At 61.4% G+C, this 22,765-nt stretch carries 19 protein-coding genes and 1 riboswitch; of the genes, 5 read left to right on the forward strand and 14 right to left on the reverse strand.

The genetic code is table 11. From position 1 onward, the window contains the following. Positions 1 to 7 precede the first annotated feature (7 nt). From AA098_RS02075 to ahcY, 6 genes are all read right to left on the reverse strand, one after another. The gene (locus tag AA098_RS02075; protein ID WP_064613773.1) at positions 8 to 1,900 is read right to left on the reverse strand and encodes a DEAD/DEAH box helicase; all 1,893 of its coding nucleotides are present in this window, start codon (positions 1,898 to 1,900) and stop codon (positions 8 to 10) included. 218 nt (positions 1,901 to 2,118) lie between these two features. Then, positions 2,119 to 2,907: an ABC transporter substrate-binding protein gene (locus AA098_RS02080; protein WP_003249354.1), complete on the reverse strand. Its 789-nt coding sequence runs from the start codon at positions 2,905 to 2,907 to the stop codon at positions 2,119 to 2,121. A gap of 187 nt (positions 2,908 to 3,094) precedes the next feature. After that, a protein-coding gene (locus tag AA098_RS27780; protein ID WP_177342662.1) for an IS3 family transposase occupies positions 3,095 to 4,449 on the reverse strand; the annotation gives its coding sequence in 2 pieces (ribosomal slippage) (positions 3,095 to 3,930 and positions 3,930 to 4,449; 1,356 coding nt in all). 61 nt (positions 4,450 to 4,510) lie between these two features. Continuing rightward, on the reverse strand, positions 4,511 to 5,587 hold the full coding sequence (locus AA098_RS02095) for a hypothetical protein (protein WP_003249356.1): 1,077 nt from the start codon (positions 5,585 to 5,587) through the stop codon (positions 4,511 to 4,513). A 93-nt stretch (positions 5,588 to 5,680) separates the two neighbouring features. After that, a complete protein-coding gene (gene metF, locus AA098_RS02100; protein WP_003249357.1) occupies positions 5,681 to 6,526 on the reverse strand; it encodes a methylenetetrahydrofolate reductase [NAD(P)H] in 846 nt (281 codons plus the stop codon). A gap of 166 nt (positions 6,527 to 6,692) precedes the next feature. Beyond that, positions 6,693 to 8,102 (reverse strand): adenosylhomocysteinase, encoded by a 1,410-nt coding sequence (gene ahcY, locus AA098_RS02105; RefSeq protein WP_003249358.1) that lies wholly within the window; start codon positions 8,100 to 8,102, stop codon positions 6,693 to 6,695. A 20-nt stretch (positions 8,103 to 8,122) separates the two neighbouring features. Beyond that, a riboswitch (S-adenosyl-L-homocysteine riboswitch) is annotated at positions 8,123 to 8,219 on the reverse strand. A gap of 178 nt (positions 8,220 to 8,397) precedes the next feature. Between ahcY and AA098_RS02110 the strand changes: the two genes are divergently transcribed. Next, on the forward strand, positions 8,398 to 8,799 hold the full coding sequence (locus AA098_RS02110) for an acyl-CoA thioesterase (protein WP_003249362.1): 402 nt from the start codon (positions 8,398 to 8,400) through the stop codon (positions 8,797 to 8,799). Positions 8,800 to 8,911: 112 nt separating this feature from the next. Here AA098_RS02110 and AA098_RS02115 read toward each other — a convergent pair whose 3' ends face one another. Beyond that, positions 8,912 to 10,147 (reverse strand): sodium:proton antiporter, encoded by a 1,236-nt coding sequence (locus AA098_RS02115; protein ID WP_012053901.1) that lies wholly within the window; start codon positions 10,145 to 10,147, stop codon positions 8,912 to 8,914. Positions 10,148 to 10,429: 282 nt separating this feature from the next. Here AA098_RS02115 and AA098_RS02120 point away from each other — a divergent pair, with 282 nt between their 5' ends. Together AA098_RS02120 and AA098_RS02125 are read left to right on the forward strand one after the other, a co-directional pair. Further along, positions 10,430 to 11,263 carry an EamA family transporter gene (locus AA098_RS02120; RefSeq protein ID WP_003249366.1) on the forward strand — a complete coding sequence of 278 codons (834 nt, stop codon included), beginning with the start codon at positions 10,430 to 10,432 and terminating at the stop codon, positions 11,261 to 11,263. A 28-nt stretch (positions 11,264 to 11,291) separates the two neighbouring features. After that, the gene (locus tag AA098_RS02125; RefSeq protein ID WP_003249368.1) at positions 11,292 to 11,678 is read left to right on the forward strand and encodes an MAPEG family protein; all 387 of its coding nucleotides are present in this window, start codon (positions 11,292 to 11,294) and stop codon (positions 11,676 to 11,678) included. A 50-nt stretch (positions 11,679 to 11,728) separates the two neighbouring features. Here AA098_RS02125 and AA098_RS02130 read toward each other — a convergent pair whose 3' ends face one another. Then, entirely contained in the window at positions 11,729 to 12,880 is a 1,152-nt protein-coding gene (locus AA098_RS02130) for a murein transglycosylase A (protein ID WP_064613776.1), read from the reverse strand. Between the two features lie 119 nt (positions 12,881 to 12,999). On the opposite strand from AA098_RS02130, the gene AA098_RS02135 reads away from it, so the two are divergent. Further along, on the forward strand, positions 13,000 to 13,458 hold the full coding sequence (locus AA098_RS02135; protein WP_003249371.1) for a cytochrome c: 459 nt from the start codon (positions 13,000 to 13,002) through the stop codon (positions 13,456 to 13,458). A 185-nt stretch (positions 13,459 to 13,643) separates the two neighbouring features. Here AA098_RS02135 and AA098_RS02140 read toward each other — a convergent pair whose 3' ends face one another. The 6 genes from AA098_RS02140 to AA098_RS02170 all read right to left on the reverse strand — a co-directional run bounded on the left by AA098_RS02140 (position 13,644) and on the right by AA098_RS02170 (position 20,447). Beyond that, the gene (locus tag AA098_RS02140; protein WP_004576620.1) at positions 13,644 to 14,036 is read right to left on the reverse strand and encodes a DUF1090 domain-containing protein; all 393 of its coding nucleotides are present in this window, start codon (positions 14,034 to 14,036) and stop codon (positions 13,644 to 13,646) included. A gap of 132 nt (positions 14,037 to 14,168) precedes the next feature. Next, on the reverse strand, positions 14,169 to 15,869 hold the full coding sequence (gene ligB, locus AA098_RS02145; protein ID WP_004576619.1) for an NAD-dependent DNA ligase LigB: 1,701 nt from the start codon (positions 15,867 to 15,869) through the stop codon (positions 14,169 to 14,171). A 467-nt stretch (positions 15,870 to 16,336) separates the two neighbouring features. Beyond that, positions 16,337 to 16,612 (reverse strand): hypothetical protein, encoded by a 276-nt coding sequence (locus AA098_RS02150; protein ID WP_004576618.1) that lies wholly within the window; start codon positions 16,610 to 16,612, stop codon positions 16,337 to 16,339. Positions 16,613 to 16,908: 296 nt separating this feature from the next. Then, positions 16,909 to 18,128, reverse strand: a protein-coding gene (locus AA098_RS27790; protein ID WP_156747497.1) for an IS3 family transposase whose coding sequence is annotated in 2 segments (ribosomal slippage) — positions 16,909 to 17,780 and positions 17,780 to 18,128 — 1,221 coding nt in all. Because the reading frame shifts where the segments join, the coding sequence is not laid out codon by codon here. A gap of 117 nt (positions 18,129 to 18,245) precedes the next feature. After that, positions 18,246 to 19,436, reverse strand: a complete 1,191-nt coding sequence (metK, locus tag AA098_RS02165; RefSeq protein ID WP_003249375.1) for a methionine adenosyltransferase — start codon at positions 19,434 to 19,436, stop codon at positions 18,246 to 18,248. 18 nt (positions 19,437 to 19,454) lie between these two features. Then, positions 19,455 to 20,447: a metalloregulator ArsR/SmtB family transcription factor gene (locus AA098_RS02170; protein ID WP_004576617.1), complete on the reverse strand. Its 993-nt coding sequence runs from the start codon at positions 20,445 to 20,447 to the stop codon at positions 19,455 to 19,457. A gap of 250 nt (positions 20,448 to 20,697) precedes the next feature. Between AA098_RS02170 and tkt the strand changes: the two genes are divergently transcribed. Continuing rightward, a complete protein-coding gene (tkt, locus tag AA098_RS02175; protein WP_003249379.1) occupies positions 20,698 to 22,695 on the forward strand; it encodes a transketolase in 1,998 nt (665 codons plus the stop codon). The last annotated feature ends 70 nt before the right edge of the window (positions 22,696 to 22,765 follow it).

Here is a 22,765-nt window from a genome sequence, read left to right on the forward strand (position 1 = left end):
ACTTCTATCAGCCCTTGCGGGTCAGCAGCGCCGGGCGCTCACCGCGTGGGCGGCTTGGCAGGTCATCCAGTTGCTCAGGCGTCGGGAAACGGTCCAGTTTGGACTCCTTGCGAATGATCACTGGCTGTTTTTCCGGCTGACGCGGGTTGCGCACGGCCGGCTCTTGCCGGGCAGCATCGTCACGCGCGGGGCGACCACGGCCACCGCCGCCATCACGACGGGCACCGCCACCGTTGTTGGCACGGGGCGGGCGTTTCTCTCCGCCGGCACTGCCACCACTGCGTGGCTGGCCGCCATTGCGGGCTTGGCCTTGGCCGCCAGCGTTGCTGCGTTGACGATTGCCTTGCCCCTGACCTTGGCCGGCAGCGCCTGGGCGGCGGTTGCGGCCCTGGTTCTTGCCCTGGTACGGACTGACATAGTCGGCGCGGTTACCGAAGTTATCGACTTCGTCGTCCAGGAACTCTTCCGGGTCGCGGTCTGCTGGCGGTTTCGGCACGCCGTTATTGCTGGCCTGCTGTGGGCGTGGCTTCTTGTCACGCGGCTTGCGCGGCTGCTGCTGCTTGTCGCCGCTCTTTTCCTTGTCGTCCGGCTTGGCCGCAGCTGGCTGCCTGGCTTTGCCTTTGTCCTTGCCTTTGTCCTTGCGGCCGCCGTTGCTGTCTTTGGCACCTTCGCCGCGGGCTTGCTGGTTGCGGCCACCGCGGCCGTTGTTTTGCGGGCGCTCGCGTGTTTCAGGCTTCTCGGCTTCGACCTGGCTGGCGTCGAAGCCCATCAGGTCGCCATCCGCGATGCGCTGCTTGGTCACCCGCTCGATGCTCTTGAGCAGCTTTTCTTCATCTGGTGCGACCAGGGAAATAGCTTCGCCCGAACGACCGGCACGGCCGGTACGGCCAATGCGGTGGACGTAGTCTTCCTCGACATTCGGCAGCTCGAAGTTGACAACGTGGGGCAACTGGTCGATGTCCAGGCCGCGGGCAGCGATGTCGGTGGCGACCAGTACGCGCACGCTGTTGGCCTTGAAATCGGCCAAAGCCTTGGTGCGGGCGTTCTGGCTCTTGTTGCCGTGGATCGCGGCGGCGGTCAGGCCTTGCTTCTCCAGGTACTCGGCCAGGCGGTTGGCACCGTGCTTGGTTCGGGTGAACACCAACACCTGTTCCCAGGCGCCCAAGGTGATCAGGTGCGCCAGCAGGGCACGCTTGTGGCTGGCAGGCAGCCGGTACACCCGCTGCTCGATACGCTCGACGGTGGTGTTCGGCGGGGTGACCTCGATACGCTCCGGGTTGTGCAGGAGCTTGTCGGCGAGGTCGGTGATGTCCTTGGAGAAGGTGGCCGAGAACAGCAGGTTCTGCCGCTTGGCCGGCAGGCGGGCGAGCACCTTCTTGACGTCGTGGATGAAGCCCATGTCGAGCATGCGATCGGCTTCATCAAGTACCAGGATTTCCACGTGGGCCAGGTCGACCTTGCCTTGCCCGGCCAGGTCGAGCAGGCGGCCTGGGCAGGCGACCAGCACATCAACGCCTTTGGCAATGGCCTGGATCTGCGGGTTCATGCCAACGCCGCCGAAGATGCAGGCGCTGACCAGTGGCAGGTCACGGGCATAGACTTTGAAACTGTCATGCACCTGGGCTGCCAGTTCGCGGGTCGGTGTCAGGACCAGTACGCGAGGCTGGCGCGGGCCATGGCGCTGCGATTTGTCGGGATGGCCGGCCGGGAACAGGCGCTCGAGAATCGGCAGGGCGAAGCCGCCGGTTTTACCCGTACCTGTCTGTGCGGCAACCATCAGGTCGCGGCCTTGCAACACGGCGGGAATGGCCCGCTGTTGCACGGGGGTCGGCTGGGTGTAGCCCGCAGCCTCGATAGCGCGGACAAGAGCCTCGGAGAGACCGAGGGAAGCAAAGGACATGGGCGATCCTGTTCTCGTGTGGGCTGGGCCCGTTGGGATGTTCTGCCTGGCGCGACGGGCATCGGTGAAATGCGATCGCGTCCGGTCCAGCTGGGCTTTCACTGCACATCCGGGAAACGGAGGCTGGACGCGAAGGGGCGTCGGTGCCGATCGGGATGCCTGTTGCGAGGCCGAGCGTCCGGGCGTGAGCCGGGCGGGAAGGCCCGAGTATAACAGAGCTATCGCGCTGTGCTGCTTTCCTGCTGCTCAACGGCGTTGAGAATGTTTCCAGTGTCGCTTGTATAGCGGTTGCTGATCGCTGCGTAGGCCGGTTCCTGCTTGAACCGCTGCAGCTCTTCGGCAAAGGCCACGGCCAGTGCCTCGCGCCCAGGCTTGCGCACCAGGCCCAAATACTGCGCCTGGCGGCTGACTACCAGCGGCAGTTCTTCGACTTGCTGTTGCAGGCCGAGCTGGCGGAGCAGGTAATGCCCGACCCTGCGGTCGGTGATCGCCAGGTCGATACGGCCCAGCACCAGCTTGCCGAAGTTGGCTTCGTGGGTGGGTGCGGCTTCGCGCTTGAAGTGCGGGGCCTCGGTGAACGCTTTACCGTAGGTGTAGCCGGGCGATGTGCCGACGGTGAGGCCGGCGAGGTCGTCCAGGTGGGTGACGGCATGGCGGCGCGAGCGGCTTTGGAACAGGACGAATTCGACTTCCGACATGGGTTCGGAGCCATACACCATGTAGGGTTGGCGCGCGTCCGTCTGGAAAATGTCGAGAATGCCATCGGCAAGGCCCTGCTCAGCCATCGCCAAGCAGCGCTTCCAAGGCAGGAATTGCCACTCCACCTCGACGCCGAGGCGTGCGAAGACCTGGCTGGCGACTTCGTAGTCGATGCCGCGCGGTTGGCCGTTGTGCTGAAACACATAAGGTGCCCAGTCGTCGGTTACCAGGCGCAAGCGTTCGCCCAGAGCCAACGGGCTCAGGCAAACGAGCAGGAGGATCCAGAACAGACGGGCGATATGTGGCATGGCCGGAGATTACGCGCTCGGCCGGTGTACGGTAAAGGCATGCACGATCGATGTGGGAGCGGGCGTGCCCGCGAACACCGGCGAAGCCGGTGCCAACGATCGGGTTACTCTCTTCGCGGGCACGCCCGCTCCCACAAAGCCGCGCAAGACAATGAATTTTGGACTGCCCCCCAAAAGTTGGACAGTTTTAAGCTGCAGCCTGAGCCCTGTACTCCACAGGGCTCAGGCCATTGAGCCTCAGCTTGATGCGATCATGGTTGTAGTAGTGAATGTACTCATCCAGACCCGCTCTCAGCTCATCAATGCTCTCGAAACGCTTCAGGTAGAAAAACTCAGACTTGAGCGTGCCGAAGAAGCTTTCCATGGCCGCGTTGTCCAGGCAATTGCCTTTTCGAGACATGCTCTGCTTTACCCCACATTCGCTTAGCTTACGGCGGTATTGCGCCTGCTGGTAATGCCATCCCTGATCCGAATGCTGCACGAGCTTCGGTTTCTCTCCCAGGCAATCGAGCGCTTTGCCAAGCATGTTCCCAACCAGGCTATAGCACGGGCGGCTGGCCATTTCGTAGGCCACGATTTCGCCGTTGTACAAATCCATCACGGGCGACAGATAGAGCTTCTGTTGAGCTACTTTGAACTCGGTTACGTCAGTCACCCACTTTTGGTTTGGGCGTTGAGCGATAAAATTTCGCTCCAGTACATTCGCTGCCACTTTACCGACGGTACCTCGATAGGAGCGATATTTCTTGGGGCGCACTACTGATTTCAATCCCTGCTCAGCCATCAGCCGTTCAATGACCTTCTTGTTCACCCGCTTTTCCTTCCTGATTACGAGTGCGATACGGCGATAACCATAAAGCCCTTTCTGCTCGTGGTAGACGCGATGCACCAATGCCTTGAGCTCAGCATGCCGATCTGGCTTCTGCTGAGCTTTGAGCTGGTAGTAGAAGGTGCTGCGCGCCAGCTCGACCAGTTGAAGGAGGTCAGGCAAAGGAAATCTGCGCTTGAGTTTGGAAACGATCAGGACTTTTCCCCGCGTGTTCGTTCCTTTTCCTCGCGCAGAGCCTTGAGCTCCTTTAGGACAGCATTCTCCATGCGCAGGTACTCAAGTTCAGCCATCAGCTGATCTCGAGACTTCTGATCATCATTGGTATCGGTGGGTTTGGCAGGCTTGATCTTCTTCGACACGTCGATTGGCTTTCTTGGCTTGATGGCAGTAGAGGGTGCAGGACTGCCACTGTAGTACTGCCGCTGCCAAATGCCTATCTGAGAGGACTGCCCAAGACCAAAGTGGGCAGCGGTCTGGCGCAGCGAAAGCCGATGCTCGTGCATATAGCTAAGCACCTGCTGTTTGAAATCACTGGTATAGCGCCGCCCATGCGAGCCTGGACCAATGCCATTATTGGCCTGATAACTGGCCACCCAGCGTCGAAGCAGGCTGAAATCGATACCTAAGTGTTGAGCCACCTTTCGGAAACCGTTGCTGCCATCCAGGTAGGCTGTGATCGCTGTGAGCTTGAATTGCTCGGTGTACTTACCCATAGATCCCCCAAGGGTTGGATTGGTGTCCAACTTCTTGGGGGCAGTCCATTTTGCGGGCACATCAGGCTTGAGTGGTTCGCAGCAGATGCGCCTCGATATCCTTGCGCCGCTCGCCCAGCGATAGCCGTAGCCCCGGATGGCGCAGGCACTGACGCAGCCGCTCGGGCTCCATGTAGCCGTAGCGGTCATTGAGGTTTTCCAGGGCCTTGTCCCACCAGGCGGACGCGCAGGCGCGGTCGAACTCATTGGGGTAGGGGTAGCAGCCATAGAGCAATTCGCGGGCGAACTGGCGCTCGTGGCTGGGCAGGGTCAGGCTCAGCGCTTTGTAACCCAGACGGTGCAGGGTGGGTGGTCGCGGCAGTTGGTCGTTGACCCGCGCAACGTCGGCCAGGGCCGCAGGGCTGAGTGGGTCGTGGTCGTGCTTGCGCAGCCAGGCCTGGATCTTGGCGCGGAACTGCGCCTTCCGGCTCCAGTAGTGATGGATGACATCGGTACACTCGGCCAGCTCCAGGTTGCGGTAGGCCGCCACTGCCAGGCAGAACTCCTCAAGGGTATAGGCCTCGCGAGCCAAGGGGTAGAATTCGTCCATCATGGCGATGGAGCGGTCCAGGGTGCCGCAGTCCTCGGCAGTGAGGCCGATAACGCCGGAATTGACGAGCGGCATCTGGCAGTCGGCCAGTCCCCGGGACTCGAGAAGGGTCAGCAGGTTTTTGTACAACAGGCACTTCTGGTCAGCGCCGTAGCGTGTGCCGATGGCGTTGCACAGCAGGCGGTTGGGCGCCACACGGGCGAACAGGTGCAACGGTGAAGTGCGGAAGAAGGTGTCTGTATCGATCAGTACTGCCAGCGGGTGTTGCTGCAGTACCTGGCGCAACAGCACATGCTTGCTGCGAAAGTGATAACCGTGCGGGGCATTCCATGCCTGGCGCGTGGCCTCGTCCAGCAAGTGGACGGTGACGGGCAGCTTGGCGTAGGGCTGCGCATTGTCGGTGTAAACCTGGATGTCCATGGCCTCGCCGGCTGCGCTGCCCAACTGGGCGAGGGCGCTGACGATGCTGAAGCAGGCTTCCTGATGGTAGGTTGCCGAGCCAAAAGCCAGGTAAACAAGCTGTGGGCGCGAAGGTTGGGGGTGCTGCATGGCAGGCGAGACCTGTTTAACCCGAAATTGAATAAGGCTTTAGTCTATGACCAAAGCCTTAATCATTTCTTAAGCAGACTTTGCCAAAAGATTTCAGCGCGGCAGTTTCAGGTTGTTCCAGATCGCCAGGCTCGGTTCAGCCTGGTTCAAGGTATAGAAGTGCAGGCCCGGCGCGCCGCCTTGCAACAGCTGTTCGCACATGCGGGTAATCACTTCTTCGCCGAACGCCTGGATGCTGGCGGTGTCGTCGGCATAGGCTTCCAGCTGCTTGCGGATCCAGCGCGGGATCTCGGCACCACAGGCATCGGAGAAGCGGGCCAGCTTGCTGTAGTTGGTGATCGGCATGATGCCCGGCACCACCGGAATGTCCACGCCCAGCTTCTGTGCACGCTCGACGAAGTAGAAGTAGCTGTCGGCGTTGAAGAAGTACTGGGTGATGGCGCTGTCGGCACCGGCCTTGACCTTGTGCACAAAGTTGGCCAGGTCCGCCTCGAAGTTGCGCGCCTGCGGGTGCATTTCCGGGTAGGCAGCCACTTCCAGGTGGAAGTGATCAGCGGTTTCCTGGCGGATGAACTCGACCAGGTCACTGGCATAGCGCAGTTCACCACTGGCCATGCCCATGCCCGACGGCAGGTCGCCGCGCAGGGCGACGATGCGTTTGATGCCGGCGGCCTTGTACTCGGCCAACAGGGCGCGCAATTCGGCCTTGGTGTCGCCCACGCACGACAGGTGCGGCGCGGCAGGTATCTTCACTTCGCTTTCCAGCTGCAGCACGGTATTGAGCGTGCGGTCGCGGGTCGAGCCACCGGCACCGTAGGTGCAGGAGAAGAAGTCCGGGTTATAGGTGGCCAGCTGGCGGGCGACGCCCATCAGCTTTTCGTGACCGGCGTCGGTCTTGGTCGGGAAGAACTCGAAACTGTAGCGGCGTTCTTGTGACATCAGGCGTTCCTCTGGCAACAAGCGTCTAGCGGCAAGCTGCAAGTAAAAGCCAGATCGGTGATGGCCGGTCTGGCTTGGGCGTCGTTCAAGATCTGTGTTTCTGGAGCTGCAAGTGGCAACGGCACGGTATGCCTTTACCTGCCACTTGCAGCTTCAAGCTTGCCGCTTAGTAGCGGTAGGCGTGCGGCTTGAACGGGCCTTCGACGGTCACGCCGATGTAGTCGGCTTGCTGCTTGGTCAGCTGGGTGACCACGCCGCCGAAGCCGCGGACCATTTCCAGGGCCACTTCTTCGTCGAGTTTCTTCGGCAGTACTTCAACGGTCAGGCGCTCGGCTTTCTTTTCGGCCGACAGGTCAGCGAACTTCTGCTCGAACAGGAAGATCTGTGCCAGAACCTGGTTGGCGAACGAGCCGTCCATGATGCGGCTTGGGTGGCCAGTGGCGTTGCCCAGGTTGACCAGGCGGCCTTCGGCCAGCAGGATCAGGTAGTCGTCGTTCTGCGGGTCGAAGCTGCCAGCGCCGGTACGGTGGATCTTGTGAACCTGCGGCTTGACCTCTTCCCAGGCCCAGTTCTTGCGCATGAAGGCGGTGTCGATCTCGTTGTCGAAGTGGCCGATGTTGCAGACTACGGCACGCTTTTTCAGGGCCTTGAGCATGTTGGCGTCGCAGACGTTGACGTTACCGGTGGTGGTCACGATCAGGTCGATCTTGCCCAGCAGAGCCTTGTCGATGCTGGCTTCGGTGCCGTCGTTGATACCGTCGATGAACGGCGAGACCAGCTCGAAGCCGTCCATGCAGGCCTGCATGGCGCAGATTGGGTCAACTTCGGAGACCTTGACGATCATGCCTTCCTGACGCAGGGACTGGGCCGAGCCCTTGCCCACGTCACCGTAGCCGATCACCAGGGCCTGCTTGCCCGACAGCAGGTGGTCGGTACCACGCTTGATGGCATCGTTCAGGCTGTGACGGCAGCCGTACTTGTTGTCGTTCTTGCTCTTGGTGACCGAGTCGTTGACGTTGATCGCCGGGACTTTCAGCTCGCCCTTGGCCAGCATGTCCAGCAGGCGGTGTACGCCGGTGGTGGTCTCTTCGGTCACGCCGTGCACACGGTCCAGTACCTGCGGGTACTTCTTGTGCAGCAGTTCGGTCAGGTCACCACCGTCGTCGAGGATCATGTTGGCGTCCCATGGCTGGCCATCTTTCAGGATGGTCTGCTCCAGGCACCACTCGTACTCTTCTTCGGTTTCACCTTTCCAGGCGAACACCGGGATACCGGCGGCGGCGATCGAAGCGGCGGCCTGGTCTTGAGTCGAGAAGATGTTGCAGGACGACCAGCGCACTTCGGCACCCAGGGCAACCAGGGTTTCGATCAGCACGGCGGTCTGGATGGTCATGTGGATGCAGCCCAGGATCTTCGCACCCTTGAGCGGTTGCTCGGCCAGGTACTTGCGACGCAGGCCCATCAGCGCAGGCATTTCCGATTCGGCAATGATGGTTTCGCGACGGCCCCAGGCGGCCAGGGAGATGTCGGCGACTTTGTAATCGGTAAAACCAGCAGGCATGTTTGCAGCGCTCATGAGAGCCTCCATTCGTAATGTGCGAATGGGCGCCGTTGTGCGTTAAGCGCTCGCGGGAGCGAGCAACGCCCCATCCGAGCCTGACAGGCCTAGCCTGCTGCAGCGCCCCTCGGACAGGTGGCGGGCATGGCACCGCTGTGGGCAACCATGTAAAACGGCGCAGATTATAGCTGCCCCCGCCGGCTTGCCCAAGGTTTTCCGTCGATTAATCGCGACGATAGTCGATGTTCAATGGAGCGAAGGCAGCCGCTCTGCCATCATTGCTACACGTTAGCCAAGCAGGTCAGGAGTACAGATGAACTTTCACACCCGCAAGTGGGTTAAACCCGAAGACCTCAACCCCAATGGCACCCTGTTCGGTGGCAGCCTGTTGCGCTGGATCGATGAAGAGGCGGCGATCTACGCCATCGTCCAGCTGGGCAACCAGCGTGTGGTGACCAAGTACATGTCGGAAATCAACTTCGTCAGTGCTTCGCGTCAGGGTGACATCATCGAGCTGGGCATCACCGCTACCGCGTTCGGCCGCACCTCGATCACCCTCAAGTGCGAAGTGCGTAACAAGATCACCCGCAAGAGCATTCTGACTGTCGACAAGATGGTGTTCGTCAACCTGGGTGAGGATGGCTTGCCGGCAGCCCATGGGCGCACCGAGATCAAGTATGTGCAGGACCAGTTCCCGGATTCGGCAGTCGAATAGACTCTGGTTGCCTGTGCCGGCCTCTTCGCGGGTGAACCCGCTCCTCCAGGGGTACGCAAACCTGTAGGAGCGGGTTTACCCGCGAATGGGCCGCAAAGCGGCCCCGGCATTCTCAAGGCTGGGCGCTGACCTTGCGCACCACGCGCCCAATGCTCAACCCCTGCACCAGAATCGACGACAACACCACGATGTAGGTGATCGACAGCAGCAGGTCCCGTTCCTCGCCCAGCGGTAGCGACAGTGCAAGTGCCACCGACACGCCACCGCGCAGGCCACCCCAGGTCAGCACCCGCACCGTGCCTTTGGGCACCGGGCGCCAGCGCCGCAGCAGCACGATCGCCGGGGCCACCGTCAGCAGGCGCGACAGCAGCACTGCCAGCGCCAGCACGCCGCCGGCCGCCAGGTGCATCCAGTTGAACGGCAGCAGCAACAGCTCCAGGCCGATCAATGCGAACAGCAGCGCATTGAGCATGTCGTCGATCAGTTCCCAGAAACCGTCCATGTAACGGCGGGTCATGTCATTCATCGCCAGGTTGCGCCCCAGGTTGCCGATGATCAGGCCAGCCACCACCATGGCGATCGGTGCCGACACATGCAGTTCGTAGCACATCGCCGAACCACCGATGACCAACGCCAGGGTCAGCATGACTTCCACCTGGTACTGCTCGACACTCTTGATCATCCGGTAGGTGGCGTAGCCGATCAGGCCACCGAACACCACGCCGCCAATGGCCTCGCGGGCGAACAGGATCGCCGTGTCGGTCATGCTCGGTGTTTCACCCAGCTGGATGATGCCCAGCAACACGGTGAATACCACGACTGCCGTGCCGTCGTTGAACAGTGACTCGCCGACGATGGTGGTTTTAAGCGGTTTGGGCGCATTGGCAGTACGCAGCGCGCCAAGCACGGCAATCGGGTCGGTTGGTGAGATCAGTGCACCGAACAGCAGGCAGTAGATCAGGGGGACCTGCCAGCCGAACAGGGCAAACACCCAATGCGCGAGGTAGCCGATGACCACGGTGGCGATCAGCACGCCCAAGGTGGCCAGTAGGCCGATCGGCCAGCGGTAGCTGCGCAGGTCGCTGAGGTTGACGTGCAGGGCGCCGGCAAACAGCAGGAACGCCAGCATCCAGTGCATGAGCAGGTCGTTGAAGTCGATCTGGTTCATCAGCCCTTCGACGCGTTCTTCCAGGCCAGGGAAGCCGATAAGGCTCAGGCCCTGCAACATCAGGGAAAACAGCAGCGCCGTAACCATCACGCCGATGGCGGGGGGCAGGCCGATGAAACGGTAGTTCACATAGGTCAGAAGTGTGGTGAGGCAGATAAACGCGGCAACTAATTCAAGCATCCCGAATCCCGTAACAGTGGCTTCCAAGTCGTTACCCGAGTGACTCGGGCAGTTCTTTGATGACCTGGCACGGGGTTCGGGGCACAGGGTTTGACCGAATTAGTCCAAATCGTTCCCGTGACAGTCTGCACTGGTTACCCTGTGGGAGCGGGCGTGCCCGCGAACACCGGCAAAGCCGGTGCCATACACCGAGTTGCATTCTTCGCGGGCATGCCCGCTCCCACAAAGCCCCCCTGAACGCTATATATTCACAGCCATGAAAAGCCATAAGGACAAGAAGGCGTGTTGGCAACATCTCTGGTGCTGGTTGCCGCCCTGCTGCATGCAACCTGGAATACATTGATCAAATTCAGCGGCGAGCGCTTGCTGGTCATCGCCAGCATGGACACGGTAGCGCTGGCCTTCGCGGTGCTGGCGGTGCCCTTCGTGGATGTTCCGCCTGCTGAAATCTGGCCTTGGTTGGTTGCTTCGGCACTGGCTGAGCAGTTGTACCGTTATTTGCTGATCCAGGCCTACCGCGTGGGCGACCTGGGGCTGGTCTATCCTCTGATGCGCGGGCTGTCGCCGTTGGTGGTGCTGGGGCTGACCCTGGCCTTTGCCGGGGAATCGCTGAGCCAGCAGCAGATCATCGGTATCCTGTTGATCCCCTGTGGCATGGCCTGCCTGTTGTGGCAGGGCGGCGGCGGTGACCGGCTACCATGGTCGATGCTGCCGGTGGTTGCCTTGATTGGCCTGTGCATTGGTTGCTACACCTGGTTCGACGGCCAGGCCGTGCGCCTGTGGGGCAAACCGTGGGATTACCTGGTCTGGCTGACCCTGCTCAGCGCCTGGCAATTCCCGTTGTTGGCGAGCGTAGCGCGGCGGGCGCCATTCGTACTGTTCTGGCGAACCCAATGGCGCCTTGGGTTGGCGGTAGGGTTCTGCGTATTGTTCAGCTATGCCCTGGTGCTGTGGGCCATGCACCTGGGGTCTGTGGCCGAAGCGGCGGCACTGCGGGAATTGAGCGTGATCCTGGTGGTGCTGCTGGGTATGCGCTACCTCAAAGAACCTTTTGGCGGGCCGAGACTCCTAGCTTGCGGGCTGGTATTGGCCGGCATGCTGGTAATGAAGCTTTGACCTGAAGACTGAACAAGGAGTCCTGTCCATGACTGTTGCCCTGTGGTGCATCCTGATTGCCCTGCTGTTGAACCCGCTTTGTGCCTTGATCGCCAAGGCGAGCAGCGGCCGCTTCGGCCTCAAGGACAATCACGATCCGCGAGCCTTCCTCGATACCTTGTCGGGCCTGCCACGGCGTGCCCATGCTGCGCAGCAGAATGGCTACGAAGCGTTTCCGGCATTTGCTGCGGCGGTGCTTGTGGCGGATATCGTCGGCAATGCCGAGCAGGTGACCCAGGATGTACTGGGGGTGATGTATATCACCAGCCGCTTGCTTTACATCATCTGCTACCTGGCCGACTGGGCTGCCTTGCGGTCGCTGGTGTGGCTTGCCGGTTTGGCACTGATCGTGTCGTTCTTCGTGGTTTCCATCTGAAACCGAGTGGCCTTCTTCGCGGGCAGCTCCCGCGAAGAAGGCAGCAACGGTCAAGGTACCTTGGGCACCTCAGGCAGTGGCTGGCCCTTGGGCCACAGCATCCAGATCTGCCCTTGCTGCTTCATGTTCCCGGCCAGTTCGCCGGCTTCCGGCCCAGTGCCCCAGAACAGGTCGGCACGCACTTCGCCGGTAATCGCTCCGCCGGTGTCTTGCGCGCCAACCGGTCGTACCACCGGCGAGCCGTCCGGGCGTGTGGTAGACAGCCACAACAAGCTGCCCAGGGGAATCACCTTGCGGTCGATGGCCACGCTGTAGCCGGCGGTAAGCGGTACGTTCAGCGAGCCGCGCGGGCCTTCGTTGCTGTCCGGGCGGGTGCTGAAGAATACGTAGCTGGGGTTGCTGGCCAGCAGCTCTGGTACGCGCTGCGGGTTGGCCTGGGCCCAGGCATGAATGGCGCCCATGCTCACGTCTTCTTTTTTCAGCTGACCCTGCTCCACCAGCCAGCGGCCGATCGGCCGATAGGGGTGGCCGTTCTGGTCGGCGTAGCCCAGGCGCAGTTGACGGCCGTCTTCCAGTTGCACCCGGCCAGAACCCTGGATCTGCAGGAACTGCAGGTCCATCGGGTCGGTCAGCCAGGCCAGCACCGGTGCCTGGACGCCGTTACGGTTGATGACCTCGGCCGTGTCATAGGGCTTGAGCACCCGACCCTCCAGACGGCCGCGCAGGCGTTTGCCCTTCAGTTCGGGGTACACGCTGGCCAGGTCGACCACGATCATGTCATCAGGGATGCCGTAGACCGCCACATGGTTGGTTGCCGATTGGCTCAGGCTGCCAGGGTAGACCGGCTCGTAGTAGCCGGTAATCAGGCCGTTGGCATTGTTCTCTGCAGAGCGCAGGCCGTACACCTGCAGGTTCTGTTCAAGGAAGGTACGCACTTGGGCGGCGCTGGCTGTGGCGCTGCCGGCCGCTTCGCAGGTGGCGGCCCACACCGGGTCGCGCTTGAGTTTTTCGCAGCCGTTGCGCCATGCATAAAAGCCGGCCAGCAGGTCTTCATCGCTGACCGCCGGCAAGTCTTTCCAAGTGGTCGGGGCATAGGTGGCGACAGCGTGGGGCTCGGGCTTGGCGCTCTCGCCGCCGTTGCAGCCGGCCAGCAAAGCCAGCACCGGCAGTGTCCAGGCCAGGTGGCGCAGGGCAGATTTCATGTGTGCATTCCTGTCATGAGCGAACATGAAGGTTCGCCCCTGTCTTTTATGTGGCTATTGGTGTTTGGCCCAGTGGCAGCGATACTGGCCGCCCATTTGCGTAGGCCGAAGTGAGCGTGATGTTGAAGCGATTGACCGTTGTTCTGCTGGCTGCACTTGCCCTGGTAGGGGCTTTGACGGGGTGTGACCGGGTTGACCCGAACTCGCCGCTGGGTAAACGCAAGGTGATCTTCAAGGACATGCTCAAGACCAGCGAAGACCTGGGGGGCATGCTGCGTGGCCGGTTGCCGTTCGACGGGGTAAAGTTTGCCGACGGTGCGCTGAAGCTGGACAGCCTGTCGCATCAGCCGTGGCAGCATTTCCCACAGGCGCGCGATGGTGGTGACAGCGCCGCCCGCGCCGACGTGTGGGAGCGCCAGGCGCGGTTTCATGACCTGGCTCGGCAGCTTGAAGGCGTCACCGGCGAACTGGTTGATGCCACCCGCAATCAGCCACTGGATGCTGCGCAACTGAAGGCACCGATGGACAAGGTCGAGGCTGCGTGCAAGGCCTGTCATAGCGAATTTCGTAATCATTGAATGGCTGTGCTTGCGCAAACCTTCGGGGCTTGTACAAATTCCTGTGGGAGCGGCCTTGTGTCGCGATAGGGCCGCTCAGCGGCCCCGGGATTTCAGCAAAAATGCATGCATAGCTGGAGCCGTCGCGCGGCCCTATCGCGACACAAGGCCGCTCCCACAAAGACCAGGCTTGCCGGCCAGATGCCTTAGCGGTCGAGATCGTCGACCGCTTCCTGCAGCTCTTTACGCGACTCGGCCAGCTTGTCCTTGCGCTTGTTGATCTTCTCGGCGTCGCCTTTCTTCTCTGCCTTCTTCAAGTCCTTTTCCCGCTGCGCCACTTCGTGACGCGCATCGAGCACCTTCTGCTCACGTTCCTTGCGCAGGCTGGCGTCGGTGCAGTTGTCCACACCGCGCAGGGCTTCCTCCAGCCCTGCAACCTGGTCGCTGTTACCGTGGTCACGGGCAATTTTCAGCTGGTTTTCGATGGCGCTGCGCTTGGCGGCACAACCGGTCAGGCCGGCATCCGGCTGGGCAGCCTGAGTAGTACCCGCGGCCAGGCCCAGTGTTGCGAGCAGGAAAAGAGTCGAAATACGTTTCATGAAAAGCCTCCCTAACGGGGCGGGGCAGCAAAAGTTGGGGGAAATCCTGCCTTGGTTTTGCCCATTTAGAAACCCTTGATGAGGTTTTCTGCCGGAGTCTCGGGTTTTTCCTACGCACTATTTGGTAAAAAATCATTGCTCAATGCGCTGGGGTGGGGTCCGGAAACCTTCTATGCCGGCTTCGGCCAACTGTGCGGCAATGGCTTGCACCTCGGAGGCTGCGAAAAATTCCACAAGTTGGCGCGAGCGTTTTGCGCCGATGCCGGGCACGGTTTGCCATTGCCCGGCGCTGCGTGAAGCCAGCGCCTGCCAGTCGCCAGCCAGTGGCAAATGCTTGCCAATGGGCACGCCAAGGGCGCGCAGCCATTGATCGAAGGGGCGTGAGCGGGCTTCGTCGAAACTGCCCAGCAGGTGTGCCGCGGTGAGTCTGCTGATGCCGGGGGCCTGCTGCAGGCGCTCGGCATCGAGCTGCAGCCAATCGGTCATGGACGTTACCAAGCCAGCTTCGACCAGCCGACGCCATGTGCCGGGCCCGGTGCGGGGCAAGGCCAGGCCCTGTTTACCGCCAAGCCAGGTGAGGCGGGCAATGAACTGCTCATCACAGCCCTCGCTGGCTTGCCAGCAGCTGTGGGCATGATAGCGGTCGGGCGCAGGCGCGGCGACCGCCTGGCGTTCGACCGTGCGATGCACCACTTGCTCCAGGCGTGGAATGGTCAGCCCGGCCAGGCTGATGGCCACCTGGTCGCCGGGGCGGATGTCGAGGGTGTGCCAGCGCGCCAGCGAACCCAGGCTTACCTGGGTAATCCGTCGGTCGTCCAGGGTTACCGGCAGCAAGTGCAACACGGGCGTGACCCTGCCGGTGCGGCCAACCCGAAAGCGCACGTCGCGTACTTCGGCCAAGGCTTGTGCATAGGGATACTTCCAGGCCGCGATCCAGTAGGGCGCCTTGGCCTGCCAGCGCTCGGCAGGTGGTCGGCTGCCCTGGCGCAGGATTACACCGTCGGTGGCGAAGGGCAGAGCAGAGCGATACCAGTGCTCGCGCCAGTGTGCTGCATCCTCCAGCGTGTCGATGGCGATGCTGTAAAGCTGGCTGTCCGGAAACCCCAGCCGTGCCAGCTGGGCGAGGCGTTCGGCCTGTTGCTCGGGGCCGTGCGGCCAGCCCCACACGAACAGGCCGATAGCGTTGCCTTGTGCGCCGGTCAGTTGCTTGCGTGCGAGCAGCCCTGCCACGGTACCCCGGGCGTTGGCGCTGCCTGCCTTGGCTTGCACATGTTCGTCCAGGCGCAGATACAGCTCACCTTGCAAGTGCAGGTCCACCGCCTCGGGCAACTGCCGGGTGACAGCGCCGAGCTGTGGGATGTGTCGGCTCCAGTCATGGCCGTGTACACCGTCCCCCCGGCTGGTCAGCTGCACCAATCGGCCCTGTTGGTAGGTGAGGGAAACGGCTACGCCGTCGACCTTGGGCTGTACCCACACGCCGCTCTTGCCGGCCATCCATCGCGCCACGGCCTGGCGGTCTGCCAGCTTGTCAACGCCGGTATGCGGCACGGGGTGGGGGACCGGGCCGCGAGCGCTGGCCAGGGGGGAGGGGCTGGTGCCAACCGCGAAGCACTGCTGCAGGTGGTTCAGGCGCTCGCGGCTTTGGTCGTACAGTTCATCGGCGACCAGGGCAACACCCTGGCGATGGTAGTGCTCGTCCCATCGGGCAAGCGTGGCGCGCAGTTGCGCAACTTCGGCCTTGGCCTGTTGCGGGGTCCAGTCGGGGCATGAGGTGGCCCAGGCCTGGGGGGCGTTTAGCAACAGCATCAGAGTTAGTAACAGCATCAGCGGCATGGCCAGCATCCTTGCTTGGCGGGGTGAGTCCTCAGCGTAGTCAGGTAGTGCGGTGGGTGAAGTGCGAGGTTGTCAGGTGATATGTCCGAGGGGCTGTCTTGAGGATTGAGGTGGCGCTCGATCTCACAGGCGCTGGGACTGCTGTGGCGAACTCCTGGCAGCCACCCAATTTTCAAAACATACGCCCATTTTTTATTTGGGCGTGACTGAGTGATACAGGTGAAGTGGTGGAAGTTGTTTTCGACGACCACGTCAATGCGTGAGAAAGGCCAGCGTCTGCCGCTTTATAAAACCCACTCATTCAATGCGATAGTGGGCTTGGTCATCGTGGTTTTCTCCGTTAAGTTTAAGGCCGCAAACTCAATATTAGCCAAGGACCACGATGACCATCGTCTTTCGTCCGCAGGGTACATTTGGCTGGTTCTGTTACGCCACATTCTAGGGCGCGATCTGCAAAACTTTAACTATCAAATATATAGCGCGTACAGATGGTTATCGATATCCGTAATGCGTAACACGACTTCATCTACCGAGCCGGTTTTAAGAGCATTGTATGCCTCCATTGCCACGTACCGCATCGCTGGCGCCGTCACGGTGAATTCATGTGCTGTGCCATCTTTGTCGGTTGCGAAAAGGAACAGAAGATCTTGATGGCCCTCCCGGGAGGAGTCGTAAGCTAAAAGGTTAATTTCGACAGCATGTACCAGCCATTCATTAGGCAAAATCAGCTCGTGTTTGTTCATGGCAACCTCCAGAAGTAGAAGAACTGCAGAAGCTTTTTTACTCTACGCACCGAAAAAATTCACCACAACTAGCATTTTTATCAGGTGCCGCTACGCACACTTATAAGGCTCGTCTCGCCAACACGTCTCCCTGATCTTTGATACTTGCATGTGCCTGTCGCTTGTCGTATTTCTCGCTCAGCGTTGAAAAGCAGCGCTCGACCCCATTCAGGATTTAATCCAGCATTTGGGGTCAGATTGCTGCGCGCTGTCTAGTCCTGAAATAGGTTTACACCTGTTCAGGTAGGCCACAGGCCTCAAAACGCCCGATGCACCGCATCGGGCGTTTTGTTTTTCAGGGCCATATGAGGCCGTTCTGTATTGTAAATCTGCACTGCCTCGTCAACCATCTGCCTCGCTTGTTCCAGATCTTCAGGGCTACTCAACAGCAGCTCCATCTTGAGGATTCCGTTGATTCGCTCGGCCAGCGCGTTCTGGTAGCAGTCATACCCATCAGTCATGGAGCACTGAACGCCGTGCCGTTGATGTAGTGACTGGTATAGCGCCGAGCAATATTGGATTCCTCGATCCGAATGGTGGACTAATGGCTGGCGACGACGGCGCTTTCGTAATGCCTGCTTGAAGGCTTGCGCCACTGACTCGGCATGCAGGCTTTCATGGACGTGGTGGCCAACAATCTTCCTGGAGTACGCATCCGTTACCAGGCTCAGGTACAGCGGGCCCTTGCGTGCGGGCAGGTAAGTAATGTCGGCAACCCAGACGTGCTCCGGCCTTGTCGGAACGATCTGACTTGGGCCGGGTTTGAGTAAATTGGGATGGCGGTAGAAGCGATGAAAGCTTTGTGTTGTCTTGTGATAGGCCCGCTTAGGCAGCACTAGCAAACGGCGCTCTCCCAAGACCTGGAACAGCCTATCTCGGCCGACCTGGAATCGTCTGTCAGGTTGGCAATGCAGCAGATAGTGCAGCTTGCGTGTGCCCAGACGAGGCTGGCGTATCCGGATCTGCTGTACAAACTCAACCACCCGGTCTGCCTGGCGTTCTTTGCCATCAGCAACTCGATTGCGTTTGTAGTAAGCCTGTCGACTGATGCCTAGAAACTGACAAGCCCTGGCAATGCTCAGTCCTGCGACTTGACCTTGCGTGAGGACTTGCCGGATCGCTTTTTTACGACCGAGACACCATAGTCATTTTTCAGAACATCAACGACCGTCTCAAAGAATTGGGCCTTCTGGCTCATCAGCTCAAGCTGCTGCTCAAGCTCTTTGATCCGCTGCTCTGGAGTGAGCGTTTTGGGGTCAGACATCGCGCAGCTCCTCTCGTCGCGGATCGAGGCCCCCTGGCTCCAATCCTGCCGACCGTGCTTACGCAACCATACCAGAACCGTCGAGCGACCCTGGATGCCATACCGCATCTGGGCCTGCTTGTAGGTCAGTTCGCCTTTTTCTATCTGATCAACCACCGCCAATTTAAAAGACAGTGAGTAATCACGCTGTGTGCGCTTTACACCTTGCTCCATCAGACTCTCCGGAAATTCGGGATGGGAGGTGTAAACCTTATTCAGGACGGGACACGCAATATAAAAAAGCCCCTGCCGATCGCTCGGCAGGGGCTTTCGTCTGGCGCTGTAGGAGGCTTACAGGCCGGCAGCGTCACGCAGCGACTGGGCGCGGTCGGTGCGCTCCCAGGTGAAGGTGGTGAAGGTGTCGTCGCCGACAGTCTTCTGCTGCGGTGTGCGGCCGAAGTGGCCGTAGGCAGCGGTTTCCTGATACATCGGGTGCAGCAGGTCGAGCATGGTGGTGATGGCGTATGGACGCAGGTCGAAGCACTCACGCACCAGCTGGATGATCTTGTCGTCGGAGACCTTGCCGGTGCCGAAGGTGTTGATCGAGATGGAGGTCGGCTGGGCCACGCCGATGGCGTACGACACCTGGATCTCGCAACGCTCGGCCAGGCCGGCGGCGACGATGTTCTTGGCCACGTAGCGGCCGGCGTAGGCGGCGGAGCGGTCGACCTTGGACGGGTCCTTGCCGGAGAACGCACCACCACCGTGGCGGGCCATGCCGCCGTAGGAGTCGACGATGATCTTGCGGCCGGTCAGGCCACAGTCACCCACCGGGCCACCGATGATGAAGTTGCCGGTCGGGTTGATGTGGTACTGGGTGCCCTTGTGCAGCAGTTCGGCCGGCAGGGTGTGCTTGACGATCAGCTCCATCACGGCTTCTTGCAGGTCTTTCTGCGAAACCTCCGGGTTGTGCTGGGTCGACAGCACCACGGCGTCGATACCGACCACTTTGCCGTTCTCGTAGCGGCAGGTGACCTGCGACTTGGCGTCCGGGCGCAGCCATGGCAGCAGGCCGGACTTGCGCGCCTCGGCCTGGCGTTCTACCAGACGGTGCGAGAAGCAGATCGGTGCAGGCATCAGGACTTCGGTTTCGTTGCTGGCGTAGCCGAACATCAGGCCCTGGTCACCGGCGCCCTGGTCTTCCGGCTTGGAGCGGTCCACGCCCTGGGCGATGTCTACCGACTGTTTGCCGATGATGTTCATCACGGCGCAGGTGGCGCCGTCGAAGCCGACGTCGGAGCTGTTGTAGCCGATGTCGATGATGACTTTGCGCACCAGGTCTTCCAGGTCGACCCAGGCCGACGTGGTGACTTCGCCGGCGATGATGGCGACACCGGTCTTGACCAGGGTTTCGCAGGCTACGCGGGCGTATTTGTCCTGGGCGATGATGGCATCAAGGACAGCGTCCGAAATCTGGTCGGCGATCTTGTCCGGATGCCCTTCGGACACGGACTCGGAGGTGAAAAGGGAGTATTCGCTCATCTCGAAGGTTCCTGAAATTTACCGATGGTGTATGTCGCCAGCCGTCCGCTGAAAATGGCGGACCTGGATCTGGAAACCGTTACGCAAGCCCACGTACAGGCTGTCCGCATGGGCCAGCCCGGCAGCGTTGGCCCAGCGCGCCAGGTCGTCCTGTTCGAAGCCCAGCCAGAGGTCGCCGCAGGCTTCGCGCGCCCACCCCTGGTCATGGCTGCACAGTTCGGTGACCAGCAGGCTGCCGCCTGCCTTCACCCGTTTGGCCAGCTGGCGCAAGGCCAAGGCCGGGTCGCTGAAATGGTGCAGCACCATGTTCAGCACAACGCAGTCGGCGGCCAGATCCGTTGCACCCAGTGCATCGGCCAACTGCAGGTTCACGTTGTCGAGCCCTTCGCGCTGGCACACCTGGCGCGCAAGCTCGAGCATGGTAGGGCTGTTGTCCAGGGCGGTGACCTGGGCGAAGCGCCGGGCCAGGTCGGGCAGGAAGCCACCGTCGCCGGGCCCGACTTCCAGCGCGCTGGCGGCCGGGTCGAAATGCAGTTTGTCGAGTAGCGCCAGCAGGCTGTCGCGGTACTGCGGAAGGCCGGCGATCAGGTCCTGCTGGGCACGGAACTTCTCTTCCACGCGCAGGAAGAAGTCCTGACTGGTGGCCGCCCGGCGCTGCTGTACATGGGCTATGCGCGCCTGCACATCGGGCGGCAGGGCCAGGTCGTCGACTTCTTCGAGTAGCGCCGCGTGCAGCCGCCCCCCCAGGCGCAGGCCATCGGGCAGGGCACGGCGGTAGAAGATGGCGTTGCCTTCGCGGCGGGTTGCCACGAGGTCGGCCTGAGCCAGCACCTTGAGATGATGGCTCATGCCCGACTGGCCGATGTCGAAGATCTGCGCCAGCTCCAGCACGCCGAACGAGTCGTTGGCCAGTGCGCGCAATACGTTCAGGCGCAACGCATCGCCACTGGCTTTGCACAGGGCGGCCAATGTTTCGCGTTGCTCGGGGATCGATTGCGCACGGAGGTTCATGGGGCGGCAGTCTAGACAGGCATCGATGCCCTAGCAAGGCCAATATCAAAAAGTTTTGATATTGGCGATGAGCTGTAAGCCGAAAGCCTCAGTGACACGCTTTGGGGCGCCCCGAGTCGCGCTCTGCTTCTTCAGTTGCGGCTTAAAGCTGGCGCTTGGCGCTTAAATGTTTGCCCCAAGCGCCCCCAGTGGGCGAAAATGGCCGCCTTTTTCGTGACACCACCTATTCAAGCCCCCTAGGAGATCAGCGATGCCCAGCCGTCGTGAACGTGCCAACGCCATTCGTGCCCTCAGCATGGATGCCGTGCAAAAGGCCAACAGCGGCCACCCAGGTGCCCCCATGGGCATGGCGGATATCGCCGAAGTGCTTTGGCGCGACTACCTGAAGCACAACCCGAGCAACCCGAGCTTCGCCGACCGTGACCGCTTCGTGCTGTCCAACGGCCACGGTTCGATGCTGATCTACTCGCTGCTGCACCTGACCGGCTACGACGTCACCATCGATGACATCAAAGGCTTCCGCCAACTGCACAGCCGCACCCCGGGCCACCCGGAGTACGGCTACACCCCAGGCGTTGAAACCACCACCGGCCCGCTCGGCCAGGGTATCGCCAACGCCGTGGGCTTCGCCCTGGCCGAAAAAGTACTGGCTGCCCAGTTCAACCGTGACGGCCACACCATCGTCGACCACAACACCTATGTGTTCCTCGGCGACGGCTGCATGATGGAAGGCATCTCCCATGAAGTCGCCTCGCTGGCCGGCACCCTGGGCCTGAACAAGCTGATCGCCTTCTATGACGACAACGGCATCTCCATCGACGGCGAAGTGCACGGCTGGTTCACCGACAACACCCCGGCGCGCTTCGAAGCCTACAACTGGCAGGTGATCCGCAACGTCGACGGCCACGATGCCGAAGAAATCAAGATGGCCATCGAGACCGCCCGCAAGAGCGATCGCCCGACCCTGATCTGCTGCAAGACCACCATCGGTTTCGGTTCGCCGAACAAGCAGGGCAAGGAAGACTGCCACGGCGCCCCGCTGGGCAACGACGAAATCGCCCTGACCCGCCAGGCCCTGAACTGGAACCACGGCCCGTTCGAAATCCCGGCCGACATCTACGCCGAGTGGGATGCCAAGGCCGCCGGTGCCAAGGTTGAAGCCGAGTGGAACCAGCGCTTCGACGCCTACGCCAAGGCCTACCCGGAGCTGGCTGCCGAGTTCAAGCGCCGTGCCAGCGGCGAGCTGCCGGCCGACTTCAGCGAAAAGGCCCAGGCCTACATCAACGAAGTGGCTGCCAAAGGCGAAACCATCGCCAGCCGCAAGGCCAGCCAGAACGCCCTGAACGCCTTCGGCCCGCTGCTGCCCGAGTTCCTCGGCGGTTCGGCTGACCTGGCCGGCTCCAACCTGACCCTGTGGAAAGGTTGCAAGGGCGTCGAAGCCAATGACGCCAGCGGCAACTACGTGTTCTACGGCGTGCGCGAGTTCGGCATGACCGCCATCATGAACGGCGTTGCCCTGCACGGTGGCCTGGTGCCTTACGGCGCGACCTTCCTGATGTTCATGGAATACGCCCGCAACGCCGTGCGCATGTCGGCCCTGATGAAGCAGCGCGTGATCCACGTGTACACCCACGACTCCATCGGTCTGGGCGAAGACGGCCCGACGCACCAGCCGATCGAGCAGCTGACCAGCCTGCGCAGCACCCCGAACCTGGACACCTGGCGCCCGGCCGACGCGGTGGAATCCGCCGTGTCCTGGAAAAACGCCCTGGAGCGCAAGGACGGCCCATCGGCGCTGATCTTCTCGCGCCAGAACCTGCAGCACCAGGACCGCAATGCCCAGCAGATCGCCGACATCAGCCGCGGTGGCTATGTGCTCAAGGACTGCGCCGGCGAGCCTGAACTGATTCTGATCGCCACCGGTTCCGAAGTGGGCCTGGCTGTTCAGGCCTTCGACAAGCTGACCGAGCAAGGCCGCAAGGTGCGCGTGGTTTCCATGCCGTGCACCAGCGTGTTCGATGCCCAGGACGCTGCCTACAAGCAGTCCGTGCTGCCGCTGGAAGTCGGTGCGCGCATCGCCATCGAAGCTGCCCACGCTGACTTCTGGTACAAGTACGTCGGCCTGGAAGGTCGTATCATCGGCATGACCACCTACGGTGAGTCGGCGCCGGCTTCGGCATTGTTCGAAGCGTTCGGCTTCACCCTGGAGAACATCCTCGGTACTGCCGAAGAGCTGCTGGAAGACTGATGTAACAAATGGAGGGCAGTGACGCCCTCCAGGTCGTGCAAGGGGAGGGCTTTGCCCTCCATCGCGACGC

The sequence above is a fragment of the Pseudomonas sp. JY-Q genome, assembly GCF_001655295.1.
In the GTDB taxonomy this organism is placed as follows: domain Bacteria; phylum Pseudomonadota; class Gammaproteobacteria; order Pseudomonadales; family Pseudomonadaceae; genus Aquipseudomonas; species Aquipseudomonas alloputida.